A 14,747-nucleotide genomic window follows, 5' to 3' on the forward strand; every position below is an offset into this window, starting at 1 on the left:
GGCCGTCAGTCGAAGTGATGGTTGTCCATGTCGGCCTTGGCCAGGGTTTCCGGCAGGATGCGGCGGGCGGCGGTGTAGTGGCGTTTCCAGTAGTCGCCATTGAGGTCGGAGACGCGAACCTTCTGGCCACGGCGTGGAGCATGGACGAACTGGTTGTCGCCAACGTAGATGCCGACGTGGTCGACAGTGCGGCGGTTGTGGATGCGGAAGAACACCAGGTCGCCTGGCTGCAGGTCGCCGCGGGCCACCTTCGGGTTGCCGCGCATGCTGTAGATTTCGCGCGCGGTGCGCGGCAGGTCGACTTCATCGATGTTCTGGAAGACGTAGTTGACCAATCCGCTGCAGTCGAAGCCGCGCTTGGGCGAGGTGCCGCCCCAGCGGTAGGGGGTTCCGATCATGCTGAAGGCGCGCTGGGTAACCTGGTGCGCCTCGCTCTTGGCAGGTTTTTCAGCCTTGGGCGTCATGGTCAGCAGGGCGCTGCCCTGGACCGGGACGCGCAGGTCGACCGGCGCGGGGTGGTAGGTGCGCGTGATCTTGGAGGAGGCAGTTGCCTCGGTGGCGGCCAAGAGGGTCGCCAAGCCTATGGAAAGGCATGTCAAAATGTTACGTCGCATTCGGCATGTCTTCTTGCTGGTTGATGTCACCCAGACTCCGCTGGATCGCCGTTGTTCTGCGGCGTGGTTTCCTTTGTCCGCTCAAAAATTCCACGCATTCTGAACGAGTTTTCATGACAGTTCTTACCGCCTGTCGATTCTGGCGGTCGTCATGTGACTTGCCGGAGGTTCCGTGACATGTATCCAGACCCTTTGGTCACGCCTGGGCCTTATAGCGGGAAGCCCTATGGCATGGGGGTTTCGGCTATGACGGAGGGCGCCCTGCCGCTGATGGCGCAAAGCCAGACGTGGCGCGGTGTCGCGGATAAAAACCCGACGAAATGCAGGCTTTTGCAGCGGTCCGGGATCAGGCCAGGTGCCGGAGAAGGGCAGGCAGTACCTGTTCGCGCAGCAGTGGCGCGAGGCTGTGCGGGGTGTTGCCGGTGGTGTCCAGCCAGGCCAGCTCTTCCAGCTCCGCCGCCGGGCTGACCGGGTGAGGCAGGGCTGCCACGTAGACCTGTGCGTCGACTCGGGTCTCGGGCTCATTGGCGGCGTCGGCCTGGAAGCGACCCAGCGGGGCAAGTGCGTTTTCCGTCAGGCGCAGGTTGAGCTCTTCATCCAGTTCCCGCAGCAGGGCCTGCACCGACGTTTCGCCGGGCTCGTGCTTGCCTCCCGGCAGCATGAAGGCCTGGGTGCCGCGCTTGCGCACCAGCAGCAGTCGGCCGCTGTCGTCGAGCAGGCAGGCGGCGGCGATGTTGATCGTGACGAGGGTCATGGCGAGGGACTTTCCTTGAGGACTTGGTAACGCAGTTGCACGATGCCGCTGGGGAAGCTGCGCTGTTCCAGCAGTTGCAGGCGCTGTTCGAGCCCGATGCTGAACAGTGGAATGCCGGCTCCGAGCAGGTGGGGGATGATGCTGACGATCAGTTCGTCGAGCAAGCCCGCGGCGAGAAAGTTCCCCGCCAGGCTGCCCCCGCCGACCAGCCAGATGCGCTCGCAGCCTTTGGCTTGCAGGGCGTCCAGGGCCTCGCTCGGCGGACAGTGGACCAGTTCGATCCGAGGGCCCGCCAGGGGCATGTGGTTGGCGCGGGTCATGACCAGCGTCGGCTTGTCCGGATAGGGCCAGTCACCCTGCTCCAGGCAATGCAGGTAGCTGGCGCGCCCCATCAACAGGCCGTCGATACTGGCGTAGAAGGCGCCGTAGCCGTGGTCGTCAGTCGCGCTGTCGTAGCCTTGCAGCCAGTCCACGCTGCCATCGGGGCGGGCGATGTATCCGTCCAGGCTGGCGGCCACGAAATAGATGAGTGTCGCTTGCACCTGTTTCTCCGTTGCAGGGGGCACGATCAGAGCATGGCACGACGGCTGCGGGGTGCTGGTGCGTCTGTCCGATTCCTACCTACGTTGGGCGGTGCATCAGCCGGCAAGTTCCTCCAGGGTTCGGCCACGGGTTTCGATGCCGAAGGCCCAGACCACGCCGGCAGCCAGCAGGAAACACAGTGCGCCGAGGGTGAACACGCCACCCTGGCCGGCCACTGGCAGGATCAGGCCGCTGAGGGTGGGGCCGAGCAGCGAGCCGACGCGACCGACCGCCGAAGCGAAGCCCGAGCCGGTGGCGCGCGCCGAGGTGGGATAGAGCTCCGGCGTGTAGGTGTAGAGCACCGCCCACATGCCGAACAGGAAGAACTGCATGGCCAGGCCGAAGCCGATCAGCAGGCCCAGGCTGCCGCCGAATACCGCCGTCTGTCCGTAGGCGTAAGCCATGACGCCGCCGCCCAGGAGCATCAGCACGCAACTGGGTTTGCGGCCCCAGCGCTCGACCAGCCAGGCCGCACAGAGGAAGCCGGGAATGCCGGCCAGGGAAATCAGCACGGTGTAGTACACCGACTGGGTGACGGCGAACCCGGACTGCTGCATCAGCGCGCTGAGCCAGGAGGTCAGTCCGTAGAAGCCGAGCAGGGCAAGGAACCACAGGCTCCAGACCGTCAGGGTGCGGTGCCGGTAGGTGGGCGACCAGAGTTCGGCGAAGGCGCGGAAGAAGCCCGGCGCGCTCGGTTCCGGGCGGGCCAGCGGGCGTGGTTCGGGCAGGTTGGTCAGCTTCAGCGAGGCCATCACCCGTGCCTCGATGCGCTCCAGTGAGCGCTCGGCCTTGTCCTGCAGCCCGGCCTGTTCCAGCCAGCGCGGCGACTCGGGGATCATGAAACGGATCGCCAGAACGAACAGCGCCGGGAAGGCCAGCAGCAGGAACAGGCTGCGCCAGCCGGCCAGCGGCAGGACGAAGTAGGACAGGCAGCCGGCGGCAAGGAAGCCCAGCGGCCAGAAACCGTCCATCAGGGCGATGTACTTGCCGCGTTTCTGCGCCGGGATCATTTCCGAGAGCAACGACTGGGCGATGGGGAACTCCATGCCCATGCCGATCCCCAGCAGCACACGGTAGAGGGTCAACTGCTGCACGTCGGCGGCGGTGGAGCAGAGGTAGCTGGCGATGCCCCAGAGCACGATGCTCCACTGGAACACCGGCTTGCGCCCGAAACGGTCGGCGAGCAGTCCGGACAGCGCCGCGCCGATCACCATGCCGACGAAACTGGAGCTGGCCAGCAACCCGGCCTGGGCGCTGGAGAGGCCGAACTCGGCTTTGATCGAGCCGAGCAGGAAGGTCATCATCGCCAGGTCCACGGAGTCGAAGAAGAACGCCAGGGCGATGATCACGAAGATCAGCCGGTGATAGGGGCTCAGCGGTAGGCGCTCCAGGCGCTCGGCGGCGGTCGGGCGGTGCATCATCGCGGCATTCCTTGTTCGGCGTTCCTGGACAGGGTTGCGGCCAGTCTGGGAGCGGCTTCCACCGGTGGCTGTCCCGCACGCGACGTGGGCCATGCCGATTGCGACCGGCGAATAAAACCCGCGCATCGGTTACGCTATGCAGCTATTTGGTCTTTTCGTGATATCGAGGTCTGCCTTGTTCTCCCAATTCGCCCTGCACGAACGCCTGCTCAAGGCGCTCGATTCGTTGTCCTTCTCCGAGCCGACCCCGGTCCAGGCCGCGGCCATCCCGAAGGCCCTGGAGGGACGCGACCTGCGGGTGACGGCGCAGACCGGCAGCGGCAAGACCGCCGCCTTCGTGCTGCCGTTGCTGCATCGCCTGCTCACCGAGGACAAGCCCAGGAGCGGCGCCCGCGCGCTGATCCTGCTGCCGACCCGCGAACTGGCCCAGCAGACCCTCAAGGAAGTCGAGCGCTTCGCCCAGTTCACCTTCATCAAGGCCTGCCTGATCACCGGCGGCGAAGACTTCAAGGTGCAGGGCGCGCGCCTGCGCAAGAACCCGGAAATCATCATCGGCACCCCGGGCCGCCTGAACGAGCAGTTCAACGCTGGCAACCTGCCGCTGGGTGACGTGGAAGTGCTGGTGCTCGACGAAGCCGACCGCATGCTCGACATGGGCTTCTCCGAGGACGTGCTCAAGCTCGCCGCGCAGTGCCCGGCCGAGCGCCAGACCCTGCTGTTCTCCGCCACCAGCGGCAGCGGCCTGCATGCGATGGTCGAGCAGGTCCTGCGCGAGCCGGAGACCCTGCAGCTCAACCGTGTCAGCGAGTTGAACGAGGATGTCAGCCAGCAGGTGATCCTGACCGACCACGTCGGCCACAAGGAAGAGTTGCTGCAGTGGCTGCTGACCAACGAGGCCTATGAGAAGGCCATCGTCTTCACCAACACCCGCGTTGCCGCCGACCGCCTCACCGGCCGCCTGATCGCTGCCGGCCACAAGGTCTTCGTCCTGCACGGCGAGAAGGACCAGAAGGACCGCAAGCTGGCCATCGAGCGCCTGAAGCAGGGCGCGGTGAAGGTGCTGGTCGCCACCGACGTGGCCGCCCGTGGCCTGGACGTCGACGGCCTGGATTTGGTGATCAACTTCGACATCCCGCGTCGTGGCGACGAATACGTGCACCGCATCGGCCGCACCGGCCGCGCGGGTGCCTCGGGGACTGCGATCTCGCTGGTCGGTCATGGCGACTGGAACCTGATGTCGAGCATCGAGCGCTACCTCAAGCTGCGTTTCGAGCTGCGTGTCATCAAGGAGCTGAAGGGCACCTACAAGGGGCCGAAGAAGGTCAAGGCGTCGGGCAAGGCCGCCGGCACCAAGAAGAAAAAGGACGATGCGAAGAAGACCGGCGGCAAGGCGCCGGCGAAGAAGAAGCCGGCCGCCAAGCCCAAGGCTGGCCCGTCCAGGGTGGTGAGCCAGGATGGCATGGCGCCCCTGAAGCGCAAGAAGCCGGCGGCGGAGTAAGGCGTTCTTCTTGGGATTGGGGGCTCTTCATCCCCAGTCCTCGGCTTTGGCATCCTGCATCCATGCAGTCGCCTCCCCGAGGGAGAGTGCTGTTCAGCTCCCAGGTTTGCCAGTCGCTCCCTGCGATGCGTCCGGCAGACCTCCTTCCTGCCCACTGTCCTGGAGGGCTCCCTCTCCCGTCGGGAGAGGGAGGGATTCTTAAGGCCCGCGTATTACCCCAGCGTCTCCGGTGGCGCCTCGTAGCTCCCTGACTCGTAGCTCACTCCGTGGTGAATCACCGGAGGCGCATCGCCCGCATGCAGGCTGGTGACGTTATCGATGATGGTCTTGTCCTCGATGGTCATGCGATCGAGCATCCGCAGGTGGCTGATCCAGTTGTCCACCAGGAGCAGCTCCTGCCAGATTTCCGGGTTGCTCACGTCACGGTACAACGCCCAGCGTTCCGCGCCGTTGCGCAGGCGCAGGCGGCGCAACGGCTTGGCGGCGCGGACGAAGTCACGGGTGCGCTCGGCCGGGATGCGGTACTCGATGGACACCAGCACCGAACCCCGTTCGGGGTTGAATACGAAGGTTGGCTGGCCCGGCATGCCGCCCGGTGCGCGGGCGATGTTGGCGGCGTCCAGTTCCGGCAGGCGCGAGTTGTAGAGCAGCGCTACCGAGACCAGCAGCAGGCAGCCGGCGGCGACCAGCGCCCCCTGTACGCCCAGGGTTTCGGCGAAATGGCCCCAGAGGAACGAGCCCGCCGCGAGGCCGCCGTACAGAGCGGTCTGGTACAGCGCCAGGGCGCGGGCCTTGACCCAGTCGGGCACGAGGATCTGCACCGCGGAGTTGTAGGTGGCCACGGCTGCGATCCAGCAACTGCCGCCGAGAATCAGCGCCGGGAAGATCACCCAGAGATTGTCGACCCATCCCAGAGTCAGCATCACCAGCCCCAGCACGGCGGCGGAAAAGCTGATCAGCCGGCTGCTGCCGAGCAACTGGCGGGCCTTGCTGACCATCGTGCTGGCAACGATGGCCCCCAGGCCCAGCGCGCCGAGCATGTAGCCGTACACCGAGGCGTTGCCGTCCGGGTTACGGTGCGCCAGTAGCGGCAGCAGCGCCCAGATGGCGCTGGCGGACAGGCCGAAGGCGAAGGAACGCATCATCACCAGGCGCGTAACGCTGGAATACTGGGTGAAGCGCAGCGCGGCGATCACGCCTTCGAAGATGTGCTCCGGCGGCAGGGTGCGCTGGGGCACGTCGCGGCGCCAGTGCCAGATCGCCCAGATCAGCGCCGCGTAGCACAGGCAGTTGAACAGGAACACCCAGGACGGCCCGGTGGCCGACAGCAGCAACCCGCCGATGGCCGGGCCGACGGCGCGGGCGACGTTGTAGTTGACGCTGTTGAGCAGTACCGCGTCGCCCACCATGCGCGGCGGCACCTGTTCGTTCACCGCCGCCTGCCAGGCCGGGATAGTGATGGAGCTGCCCAGCGACAACCAGAGGATCGACACGATCAGCATCAGCGGGTCGAGGTAGGCGAGGAAGGCCAGCACCGTCACCAGGGCGGCGCCGGAAAGTTCGACAGAAAGCCCCACCAGCATGATCTTGCGGCGGTCGTGGTTGTCGGCGAGCACGCCGGACATGATCGACAGCAGCACCAGCGGCAGCGCTGAGGCGACCTGGATCATCGCCACCATCAACGGGCTGGCATGAGCCTCGGTGACCACCCAGGCGGCCGCTACCGACTGCGCCCAGGTGCCCAGGTTGGCGAACAGGTTGCAGATCCAGATGATGCGGAACGCGGCGATGCTGAAGGGGGCGAGGACGCCACTGCGGGGTTCGGCTGGATCGGGCTTGAGGGGGAGGTCGTGCTTGGGTGAAACGGACTGCAGCATGGGAACGCCCTTATACCGATAGGCCGGCGGCGGAACCGTGCCGGCGACTTTCCATGCCGGGCAAGTGTAGTGGCTGGTACGGTTCGTGCCATTGATGATGGTCAGCCGTGGCGTTATCCGTGACTCGCACTGGCCAGCTTCGACAGTGCCGTAGCGGTTTCGGGTTGTTAGGCTGCGTGCGAAATTTCCTTTTGTATTGCCGAATAAAAGAGCGAAGAGCCGATGAAGCGACTTTCCACCTGCCTGCTGGCCGGCCTGCTGGCCCTGCCGCAAAGCCTCTGGGCCTGGTCCAATCACACCCTGGGCAGCTATATCGCCCTGCAGCAGTTGCCGGCGCTCGCCCAGGCGCCGGAGGTCGAGGTTGAGCCGCTGGAAAGCTTCCTCAGCCAGCAGCGCGCCGGCCTGGTGAAGCTGCTCGACGAGCAGGAAACCTACGCCCGCGAACACTTTCGCGAGTACCCGCCGCGCCCGGATGACCTGCGTCTGACCGAGGATGGCCGCGAGGACCTGGGCAAGGCCTTCCTCATGGCGCTGCGCCTGAACCCGGAGATCAAGCTGGCCACCGCCGTGCAGCCGCCGCCGGGCGGTGAGCTGCCAGGCCATGCCGCGCTCAGGCCGGCCGATGTGCTGGTGTTCCGTAATCTGTCGGGCTGGAATCAATGGCGTTTCGTGCAACTGCAGGCGGGCGAGAAGATTCCGGCGCTGGACGTGCTGGCCAGCGCCGCCGACGAGCCGGACTTCGGTCACGACATCAACCTGTTCAGCGACAACCCGGGTGAGGCTGGCCAGCGCTACGGCTTCGGCACCCAGCCGTTCGGTGACCCGCGCTACGAGTTCAGCTCCCAGGCGCCATTCCACATGGGCTTCTACCACGAGGACGCGATCATCTTCGCCGGCGCGCCGTATCTGCAGCGCAACTGGCCGGAGTGGCGCGCCTACCAGTTCTACGGCCTGGCGCGCTTCGCGTTCGACAAGGGGCACCCGTACTGGGGCTATCGCTTCCTTGGTTGGGCGATGCACTACATCCAGGACATGACCCAGCCCTACCACTCGACGCCGCTGCCGGGCGAGACCACCGCCAGTATGTTGTGGACGGCGGGCAAGTCGATGGCCGGCTTCGATGCCGACAAGCAGGCGGCGATCCAGCGCGTGGCGGACCGGCATACGGGTGTGGAGCGTTATCAGGTGGACTGGCTGCGCGAGACGCTGCGCCAGGGCGGGCAGTCGTCGTTGCTGGCGGCCTATGCCGATGTCGGCGCGGACGGTACTTATCCACCGTATTCGACGGACTATCTGCGCGAGGTAGTGGCGAGCGAGTCCCATGCCCATGCGGCGGCGTTCGATGCGGCCATCGGGCACTGGCTGGAAAACGAGAAGGCGCCGGCGGGGGACTTCAGCGCGGGGAACTCACCGGCGCCATTCCGCCACGATGAGGCGTTGGATGAGCAGATTCTGCAATTGATCCGGCACTTCGGCGCGCACAGTCGCAATATCGCGAAGGCGGCCCTGCAGCCGTAGGCAGGTAGAGACGGAGCACTCCCGGCGGGGCGGCGTGGTGCCCCGACGGGAATGCCTTGGAACCGCTCCTGAGCTGGTGGGTGGCTGATCAGGAGCCGGTTCCAAGCCTGTCAGCCGCCGGAGCAGCCGTTGCCCCACACCTGGTATTCGACGGTGTGGCGCTGACCCTGGGAGTCTTCGTAGGTCATGCGCGCCGGTACGATGCCGCACTGGTTGGAGACGTCGGTGGTCGAGATCACATGGGCAACGTCCAGTTTCATGTCGTAGGTGTACTGCTCCACGGCCGCGCTTTGCGCCTGGTCGGCGGCGTTCGCCTGCTCGGCGAGGGCGAGCGAGGAGAAGCCCAGCATGGCCAGGATGACTACAGCTTTCATGAATTTACCTGCCTTGTTCCCGGTGTCCGGACATGACGGGTCCGTGACGCTGAGCCGAGGGCTCCGTCGGGAAGCGTTGGGGATGATGATGGGTCTTGGGTGGTGTTGCGGCGCGCGCTGTAACAGCACGGAAATAATAGGATTTACCTGGTCTGAGTCATATATCCAGGCGCCAACAAGACTTCGTACTCAGAGGCAACAATCCAGGATTGACGCGGGTTGCAGGGCAGGTTCTGCGGTGGGTGGTCGCAGCTTGGCCCGGGGTCGCGATGTGGCTGTCGGGTGCGTAGAGGCGGACCCCGTCCGCGATGTGCTCCGGCGCGATGCGAGCCTATCGAGGACGGAGTCCACTCCTACGAGCAATCTGAAATATTGTGCCGTGCGGTTCGCGAGCAAGCTCGCTCCTACGAAGAGCACACCGATGCACGCCTGTAGGAGCGAGCTTGCTCGCGAAACCCGCGTAACTCAATCGCGCAACGGCGACTGCGGATCGAGCAGCGAGGTGCGGATGAAGTGCAGGTAGCTGCACACCCGGCGCAGGGGCGAGGAGTCGAATTGCGGCGGCCGACGATCATCCGTCGAGCGAGTCGCGTGGATGGCATGCTCCACCGCCGCCAGCGCCCGTTGGCGGTTGCCCTCGCTGGGTTGGATGAACAGGCGGATCAGTGCGCGGCCCAGGGCGCGGACCGCCCGCCGCCAGGGCATGCGCTCGGCGTACCAGGGCTCCTTGGGTAGCGCTTCCTGCTCGCGGCGCAGCTCGATGATCGACAGGCCGATCTCCTGCACCTGGAAGGTCCAGCGCAGCAGTCGGCGCTGCACATCCGGGCGGCCTGTGGATAAGCCATAGGCCTGGTTGAGCAGGTCGCGGGTGCCGCTCTCGAAACCGGATGACAGCCCCTTCAGCGGATCGCTGATCACCCGTACCACGCGCAGGCGCAGTTCGGCTTCCAGGCGCTCCCACAACCACGGACGATTGGGCGGCAGGATAACGGTCGCCGCCACCACTGCCATGCCCATCGACAGGAGCATCGCCAGGTACTCGTTGATGAAGGTGTAGGCGTCGTAGCGCGCCAGGTTCGCCGGCAGCGAGGCGATGCAGAACCACACCAGCAGGCCGACCCCGTAGCCGCTCCACTTGGGCCGGGTGATCAGGAAGGCGCCGAGGGCGAACACCGGCGCGAGCACGAAGCACAGCAGCGGGAAGCCGTCGATATGCGGCAGCACGCGGAAGGTGAGGATGAAGCCGAGCGTGGCGCCGAGCAGGGTGCCGAGGGTCAGTTGCAACGACAGGCGCTTGGGGTTGGGCGAGGCGGAGGAGAGGGCGGCAATCAGCACCGAGGTGAGTGCAAAAGTGGCGCCGCTGAGCCAGGAGGTTTCGATCCAGAATACCCCGCCGACGATCACCAGCAGCGCGCAGCGGAAGCCCGCGACCGCTGCGGCGAGGGCGTTGGCCTTGGGCGTGAAGCGCTCCTTCCACTGCTCGCGCTCGTGTTTGTGCGCGGCGAGCGAAGCGTGGGTCTGGGCATAGTTGTGCATGTCGTCGGCGAAGCGGTAGAGCAGTTCGGCGGCGGTCTCGAAATCCAGTTGGTCGGCCTCCCGCGGGCAGGTGTGGCCGAGCGTGGCGCGGGCTTCGCGGATGCGCGGCATCAGGTGGTGCTTGCACAGTTCCAGCTGCACGCTCAGGCGCTCGGCGTCCGCTTCGCCGAGCGGCCGGCCGTGCCAGCTGGCGAGCAGCTCGCTGACGTCGATCAGGCACGGCATCAGCACTTCCAGCACGTTGCTGGCCTGGCGCTGGCGCAGGCGATCGAGCAGGCGCTGCAGGGCGTGGAAGCGCGTGGTCAGTTGCATGAACTCGCTGTTCAGGCGCGCCAGGCGGCCGCTGCGCAGGCGCATATGCGGGTCTTCGAAGGCGGTGACGTTGCGCAGGCTTTCCAGGCCCACCACTTCGGCGGCGATGCGCGCGCTGGCCTGTTCGAAACGCTCGCGCTCCAGGGTGCCGTTGAGACCCGCGCTGGCGAGGCCGGCGAAGTCGCCGAAACGGGTGTTCAGCGCATTGCGCAGGGCGGCGGTGCTGGTCTGTGGCAGAACGATGGCGCTGACTACGCCGGTGCAGAGAATCCCCAGGGTGATCTCGATCATCCGCCACAGCGCCTGCATGAAGGCGCCTTCGGGGTGCAGGGTGGCGGGGATGCCGATCATCACCGCCGTGTAGCCGGCGAGCAGGCAGGCATAGGCGCGAAAATCCCGGTAGCGCGCGGCGCCGGCGGTGCACAGGCCGACCCAGATCGCCACGCAGAGCAGGAACAGCACGCGCTCCTGGGCGAACAGGGCGATGAAGGTGACCATTACCGTGAGCCCGGCGAGGGTACCGAGGATGCGGTAGAAACTCTTCGCCAGCACCTGGCCGCTCTGCGGCTGCAGCACGATGAAGGCGCTCACCAGCACGGTGTTGGGCTGCGGCAGCTCCAGGCGGTAGGCCAGCCACAAGGCGGTGAAGGCGGTGATCAGCGTCTTGAGGATGAACATCCAGGTGACGCCGTCGGTGTGCGCCCAGTCGGACAGGGCGAAGCGCAGCGCGGCGGCCTTGGGCAGGCGCACGGAGAGACTGCTCATCGGTCTTATCTCGGCAGGCGGTAGTCGGGCTGGATCGGGTTTTCGGAACCCTGTAGTTCGAAGGCGGAGCGAAGGGGTGGAAGCACGTTGCACGAAAGGCGGAGCACGGGTGCGAATCCTGGGGTGTCGCGGCGGGCCGCGTTGGGGACGGCGATTCTAGAAGTGCGCCGGGGGGCAGGATAAGCTGACGGTTGGATGAATTATTGTTGCCTGAAAAGACAATAATCCCGTCGTGACAGGTGTGCGACAATTCGCCGCCCGTCATGAATCTGTAACAAGGCGTTGCTCGGTCGAGTGTCGTTGCCGAGGCCGCCCGCCGTGGCGTGGACAGGCTCTTACGGAGAAATGATGGACCTGCTGCACAACATGCGTGCTTTCGTCTGTGTCGCCGAGACCGGCAGCTTTACCGCCGCCGCCCAGCGCATGGACCTCACCACCGCCTATGTCTCGCGGACGGTGGCCAAACTCGAAGCGCACCTGCACACCCGCCTGCTGCACCGCACTACCCGCCGCATCGCCCTGACCGAAGCCGGCCAGCGTTACCTGCAGCGTTGCCAGCAGATCCTCGGCTATATCGAGGAGGCCGAGGCCGAGGCCGGCGACGCCCACGCGCGGCCCCACGGCAAGGTGAAGGTGCATGCCATGACCGGCATCGGCCAGCATTATCTGATCCGCGCGATCTCGCAGTACTGCGAGATCTACCCCGAGGTCAGCTTCGACCTGACCCTGGCCAACCGCATCACCGACATCCTCGACGAGGGCTATGACATCTCCGTGGTCATCGCCCAGGAGTTGCCGGATTCGGGCTTCGTCTCCAAGCGCATCGGCAAGACCTACAGCGTGCTCTGCGCGTCGCCCGAGTACGTGGCCCGTCATGGCTTCCCGAACAAGCCGGCGGAGCTCGCCGAGCATCGCTGCCTGCGTCTGGTGAATTCGGTGATGTCCCTGGACAAGTGGCTGTTCGACGGCCCGGACGGACAGGAACTGGTCGGCATCAACCATACTCATTTCCAGGTCAACACCGCCGACGCCATGACCGAGGCGGTGCGCGCCGGCATGGGGATCGGTGCGCTGCCGGTGTACTCCGCCGTGCAGGGCCTGAAGGACGGCAGCCTGGTGCGCGCGCTGCCGGGCTACAGCCTGTTCCACCTCAACGTCTATGCGCTGTATCCGTCGCGCCAGTACCTCGACGCGAAGATCCGCACCTGGGTGGAGTTCCTTCGCGATTGCGTGCCCGGGATGCTCGAGGAGCATGAGCGGATGATGGTCGAGCACGGGCGTCCGACCTTGGTCTAACGCCCGTGCGGCGCCGGCAGAAGCCGCGCTGATGGGGCCCATCAGTATGGGGCTCCAATGGTAAGACGATGGTCGTATGGTTAGGGGAGGGTGGCGCCGTTACAACTGACGGCAACAAAAACAACACTCCTGACCGAGGTAAGTACGCCATGACAGCGGCATCCGTGTATCCCGTGCGTCCCGAAGTGGCCGCCAATACTCTGACCGACGAGGCCACCTACAAGAAGCTGTACCAACAGTCGGTGGTCAACCCCGACGGCTTCTGGCGCGAGCAGGCCCAGCGGATCGACTGGATCAAGCCGTTCACCAAGGTCAAGCAGACGTCCTTCGACGACCACCACGTCGACATCAAGTGGTTCGCCGACGGCACCCTGAACCTCTCCTACAACTGCCTCGACCGCCACCTGGCCGAGCGCGGCGACCAGCTCGCCATCATCTGGGAAGGCGACGATCCTTCCGAGCACAAGGAAATCACCTACCGCGAGCTGCACGAGCAGGTCTGCAAGTTCGCCAACGCCCTGCGTGGCCAGGACGTGCACCGTGGCGACGTGGTGACCATCTACATGCCGATGATCCCGGAGGCCGTTGTCGCCATGCTGGCCTGCGCCCGCATCGGCGCGATCCACTCCGTGGTGTTCGGCGGCTTCTCCCCCGAGGCCCTGGCCGGCCGCATCATCGACTGCCGCTCCAAGGTCGTCATCACCGCCGACGAAGGTCTGCGCGGCGGCAAGAAAACCCCGCTCAAGGCCAACGTCGACGACGCGCTGACCAACCCGGAAACCAGCAGCGTGCAGAAGATCATCGTCTGCAAGCGCACCGGCTCCCCGATCAAGTGGAACCAGCACCGCGACGTGTGGTTCGAGGACCTGATGAAGGTCGCAGGCTCCACCTGTGCGCCGAAGGAAATGGGTGCCGAGGACCCGCTGTTCATCCTCTACACCTCCGGCTCCACCGGCAAACCCAAGGGCGTGCTGCACACCACCGGCGGCTACCTGGTCTACGCCTCGCTGACCCATGAGCGCGTGTTCGACTACCGTCCGGGCGAAGTCTTCTGGTGCACCGCCGACATCGGCTGGGTCACCGGTCACACCTACGTCGTCTACGGCCCGCTGGCCAATGGCGCGACCACCGTACTGTTCGAGGGTGTGCCGAACTATCCGGACATCACCCGTGTCGCCAGGATCGTCGACAAGCACAAGGTCAACATCCTCTACACCGCGCCGACCGCCATCCGCGCCATGATGGCCGAGGGCAAGGCCGCGGTCGAAGGCGCCGATGGCTCCAGCCTGCGTCTGCTGGGCTCGGTTGGCGAGCCGATCAACCCGGAAGCCTGGCAGTGGTACTACGAGACCGTCGGCCAGTCGCGCTGCCCGATCGTCGACACCTGGTGGCAGACCGAGACCGGCGCGTGCCTGATGACCCCGCTGCCGGGCGCTCACGGCCTGAAGCCGGGCTCTGCCGCCAAGCCGTTCTTCGGCGTGGTGCCGGCGCTGGTGGACAACCTGGGCAACATCCTGGAAGGAGCTACCGAGGGCAACCTGGTGATCCTCGATTCCTGGCCGGGCCAGGCGCGTACCCTGTACGGTGACCACGATCGCTACGTGGACACCTACTTCAAGACCTTCAAGGGCATGTACTTCACCGGTGACGGTGCCCGTCGCGACGAAGATGGGTACTACTGGATCACCGGTCGCGTGGATGACGTGCTCAACGTCTCCGGCCACCGCATGGGCACCGCCGAGATCGAGAGTGCCCTGGTCGCCCACCCGAAAGTGGCCGAGGCCGCGGTGGTCGGCGTGCCGCACGACATCAAGGGGCAGGGTATCTACGTCTACGTCACCCTGAATGCCGGTGTGGACAACAACGAGCAGCTGCGCCAGGAGCTGAAGGCCTGGGTGCGCAAGGAAATCGGCCCGATCGCCACTCCGGACGTGATCCAGTGGGCGCCCGGCCTGCCGAAGACCCGCTCGGGCAAGATCATGCGCCGCATTCTGCGCAAGATCGCCACGGCCGAGTACGATTCGCTGGGGGATATCTCCACCCTGGCCGATCCGGGTGTAGTGCAGCATCTGGTCGAGACGCACCAGTCCATGTGCGCCGCCTGATCCAAGGCTCGATGAAAAACGCCCCGCTTGCCGGGGCGTTTTTCATTTCTGTGTCCCGTCCTGAATAAGGTTTACACCTTCGCCCTTATTTTCAG

Annotated in this window: 11 protein-coding genes; 4 read left to right on the forward strand and 7 right to left on the reverse strand. The window is 65.7% G+C overall.

Features of this window, described 5'->3' with window-relative positions; all coding sequences use genetic code 11:
- Positions 1-5: 5 nt before the first annotated feature.
- The 4 genes from ACYCAX_RS20875 to ACYCAX_RS20890 form a co-directional block, all read right to left on the reverse strand.
- The gene (locus tag ACYCAX_RS20875) at positions 6-614 is read right to left on the reverse strand and encodes a C40 family peptidase (RefSeq protein WP_294977828.1); all 609 of its coding nucleotides are present in this window, start codon (positions 612-614) and stop codon (positions 6-8) included.
- Positions 615-960: 346 nt separating this feature from the next.
- Entirely contained in the window at positions 961-1,368 is a 408-nt protein-coding gene (locus ACYCAX_RS20880) for an NUDIX hydrolase (protein ID WP_015476448.1), read from the reverse strand.
- Positions 1,365-1,910 carry a dihydrofolate reductase family protein gene (locus ACYCAX_RS20885; RefSeq protein ID WP_015476449.1) on the reverse strand — a complete coding sequence of 182 codons (546 nt, stop codon included), beginning with the start codon at positions 1,908-1,910 and terminating at the stop codon, positions 1,365-1,367. The genes ACYCAX_RS20880 and ACYCAX_RS20885 overlap by 4 nt, the downstream gene beginning before the upstream one ends.
- Before the next feature lie 96 nt (positions 1,911-2,006).
- Positions 2,007-3,371, reverse strand: a complete 1,365-nt coding sequence (locus ACYCAX_RS20890) for an MFS transporter (protein WP_015476450.1) — start codon at positions 3,369-3,371, stop codon at positions 2,007-2,009.
- A gap of 160 nt (positions 3,372-3,531) precedes the next feature.
- Here ACYCAX_RS20890 and ACYCAX_RS20895 point away from each other — a divergent pair, with 160 nt between their 5' ends.
- Entirely contained in the window at positions 3,532-4,869 is a 1,338-nt protein-coding gene (locus tag ACYCAX_RS20895) for a DEAD/DEAH box helicase (protein ID WP_294977837.1), read from the forward strand.
- Positions 4,870-5,081: 212 nt separating this feature from the next.
- On the opposite strand, the gene ACYCAX_RS20900 is transcribed toward ACYCAX_RS20895, so the two are convergent.
- Entirely contained in the window at positions 5,082-6,746 is a 1,665-nt protein-coding gene (locus ACYCAX_RS20900) for an MFS transporter (protein ID WP_294977824.1), read from the reverse strand.
- A 222-nt stretch (positions 6,747-6,968) separates the two neighbouring features.
- Between ACYCAX_RS20900 and ACYCAX_RS20905 the strand changes: the two genes are divergently transcribed.
- Positions 6,969-8,264 carry a phospholipase gene (locus tag ACYCAX_RS20905; protein ID WP_460248759.1) on the forward strand — a complete coding sequence of 432 codons (1,296 nt, stop codon included), beginning with the start codon at positions 6,969-6,971 and terminating at the stop codon, positions 8,262-8,264.
- A 110-nt stretch (positions 8,265-8,374) separates the two neighbouring features.
- Here ACYCAX_RS20905 and ACYCAX_RS20910 read toward each other — a convergent pair whose 3' ends face one another.
- Both ACYCAX_RS20910 and ACYCAX_RS20915 read right to left on the reverse strand, forming a co-directional pair.
- On the reverse strand, positions 8,375-8,638 hold the full coding sequence (locus tag ACYCAX_RS20910) for a DUF2790 domain-containing protein (RefSeq protein ID WP_041711835.1): 264 nt from the start codon (positions 8,636-8,638) through the stop codon (positions 8,375-8,377).
- Positions 8,639-9,103: 465 nt separating this feature from the next.
- A complete protein-coding gene (locus ACYCAX_RS20915; RefSeq protein WP_460248760.1) occupies positions 9,104-11,251 on the reverse strand; it encodes an FUSC family protein in 2,148 nt (715 codons plus the stop codon).
- Between the two features lie 348 nt (positions 11,252-11,599).
- Between ACYCAX_RS20915 and ACYCAX_RS20920 the strand changes: the two genes are divergently transcribed.
- Positions 11,600-12,547 carry a LysR family transcriptional regulator gene (locus tag ACYCAX_RS20920; protein WP_294977818.1) on the forward strand — a complete coding sequence of 316 codons (948 nt, stop codon included), beginning with the start codon at positions 11,600-11,602 and terminating at the stop codon, positions 12,545-12,547.
- 149 nt (positions 12,548-12,696) lie between these two features.
- Positions 12,697-14,652 (forward strand): acetate--CoA ligase, encoded by a 1,956-nt coding sequence (gene acs, locus ACYCAX_RS20925; RefSeq protein ID WP_015476457.1) that lies wholly within the window; start codon positions 12,697-12,699, stop codon positions 14,650-14,652.
- Positions 14,653-14,747: the final 95 nt, after the last annotated feature.

Source organism: Pseudomonas sp. MT3 (genome assembly GCF_054720805.1).

What these genes read in the sequence shown, in the direction of transcription:
- ACYCAX_RS20880 (WP_015476448.1), bottom strand. Translation starts at nt 1,368, where the DNA reads ATGACCCTCGTCACGATCAACATCGCCGCCGCCTGCCTGCTCGACGAC.
- ACYCAX_RS20910 (WP_041711835.1), bottom strand. Translation starts at nt 8,638, where the DNA reads ATGAAAGCTGTAGTCATCCTGGCCATGCTGGGCTTCTCCTCGCTCGCC.
- ACYCAX_RS20920 (WP_294977818.1), top strand. Translation starts at nt 11,600, where the DNA reads ATGGACCTGCTGCACAACATGCGTGCTTTCGTCTGTGTCGCCGAGACC.
- ACYCAX_RS20875 (WP_294977828.1), bottom strand. Translation starts at nt 614, where the DNA reads ATGCGACGTAACATTTTGACATGCCTTTCCATAGGCTTGGCGACCCTC.
- ACYCAX_RS20890 (WP_015476450.1), bottom strand. Translation starts at nt 3,371, where the DNA reads ATGATGCACCGCCCGACCGCCGCCGAGCGCCTGGAGCGCCTACCGCTG.
- acs (WP_015476457.1), top strand. Translation starts at nt 12,697, where the DNA reads ATGACAGCGGCATCCGTGTATCCCGTGCGTCCCGAAGTGGCCGCCAAT.
- ACYCAX_RS20905 (WP_460248759.1), top strand. Translation starts at nt 6,969, where the DNA reads ATGAAGCGACTTTCCACCTGCCTGCTGGCCGGCCTGCTGGCCCTGCCG.
- ACYCAX_RS20915 (WP_460248760.1), bottom strand. Translation starts at nt 11,251, where the DNA reads ATGAGCAGTCTCTCCGTGCGCCTGCCCAAGGCCGCCGCGCTGCGCTTC.
- ACYCAX_RS20900 (WP_294977824.1), bottom strand. Translation starts at nt 6,746, where the DNA reads ATGCTGCAGTCCGTTTCACCCAAGCACGACCTCCCCCTCAAGCCCGAT.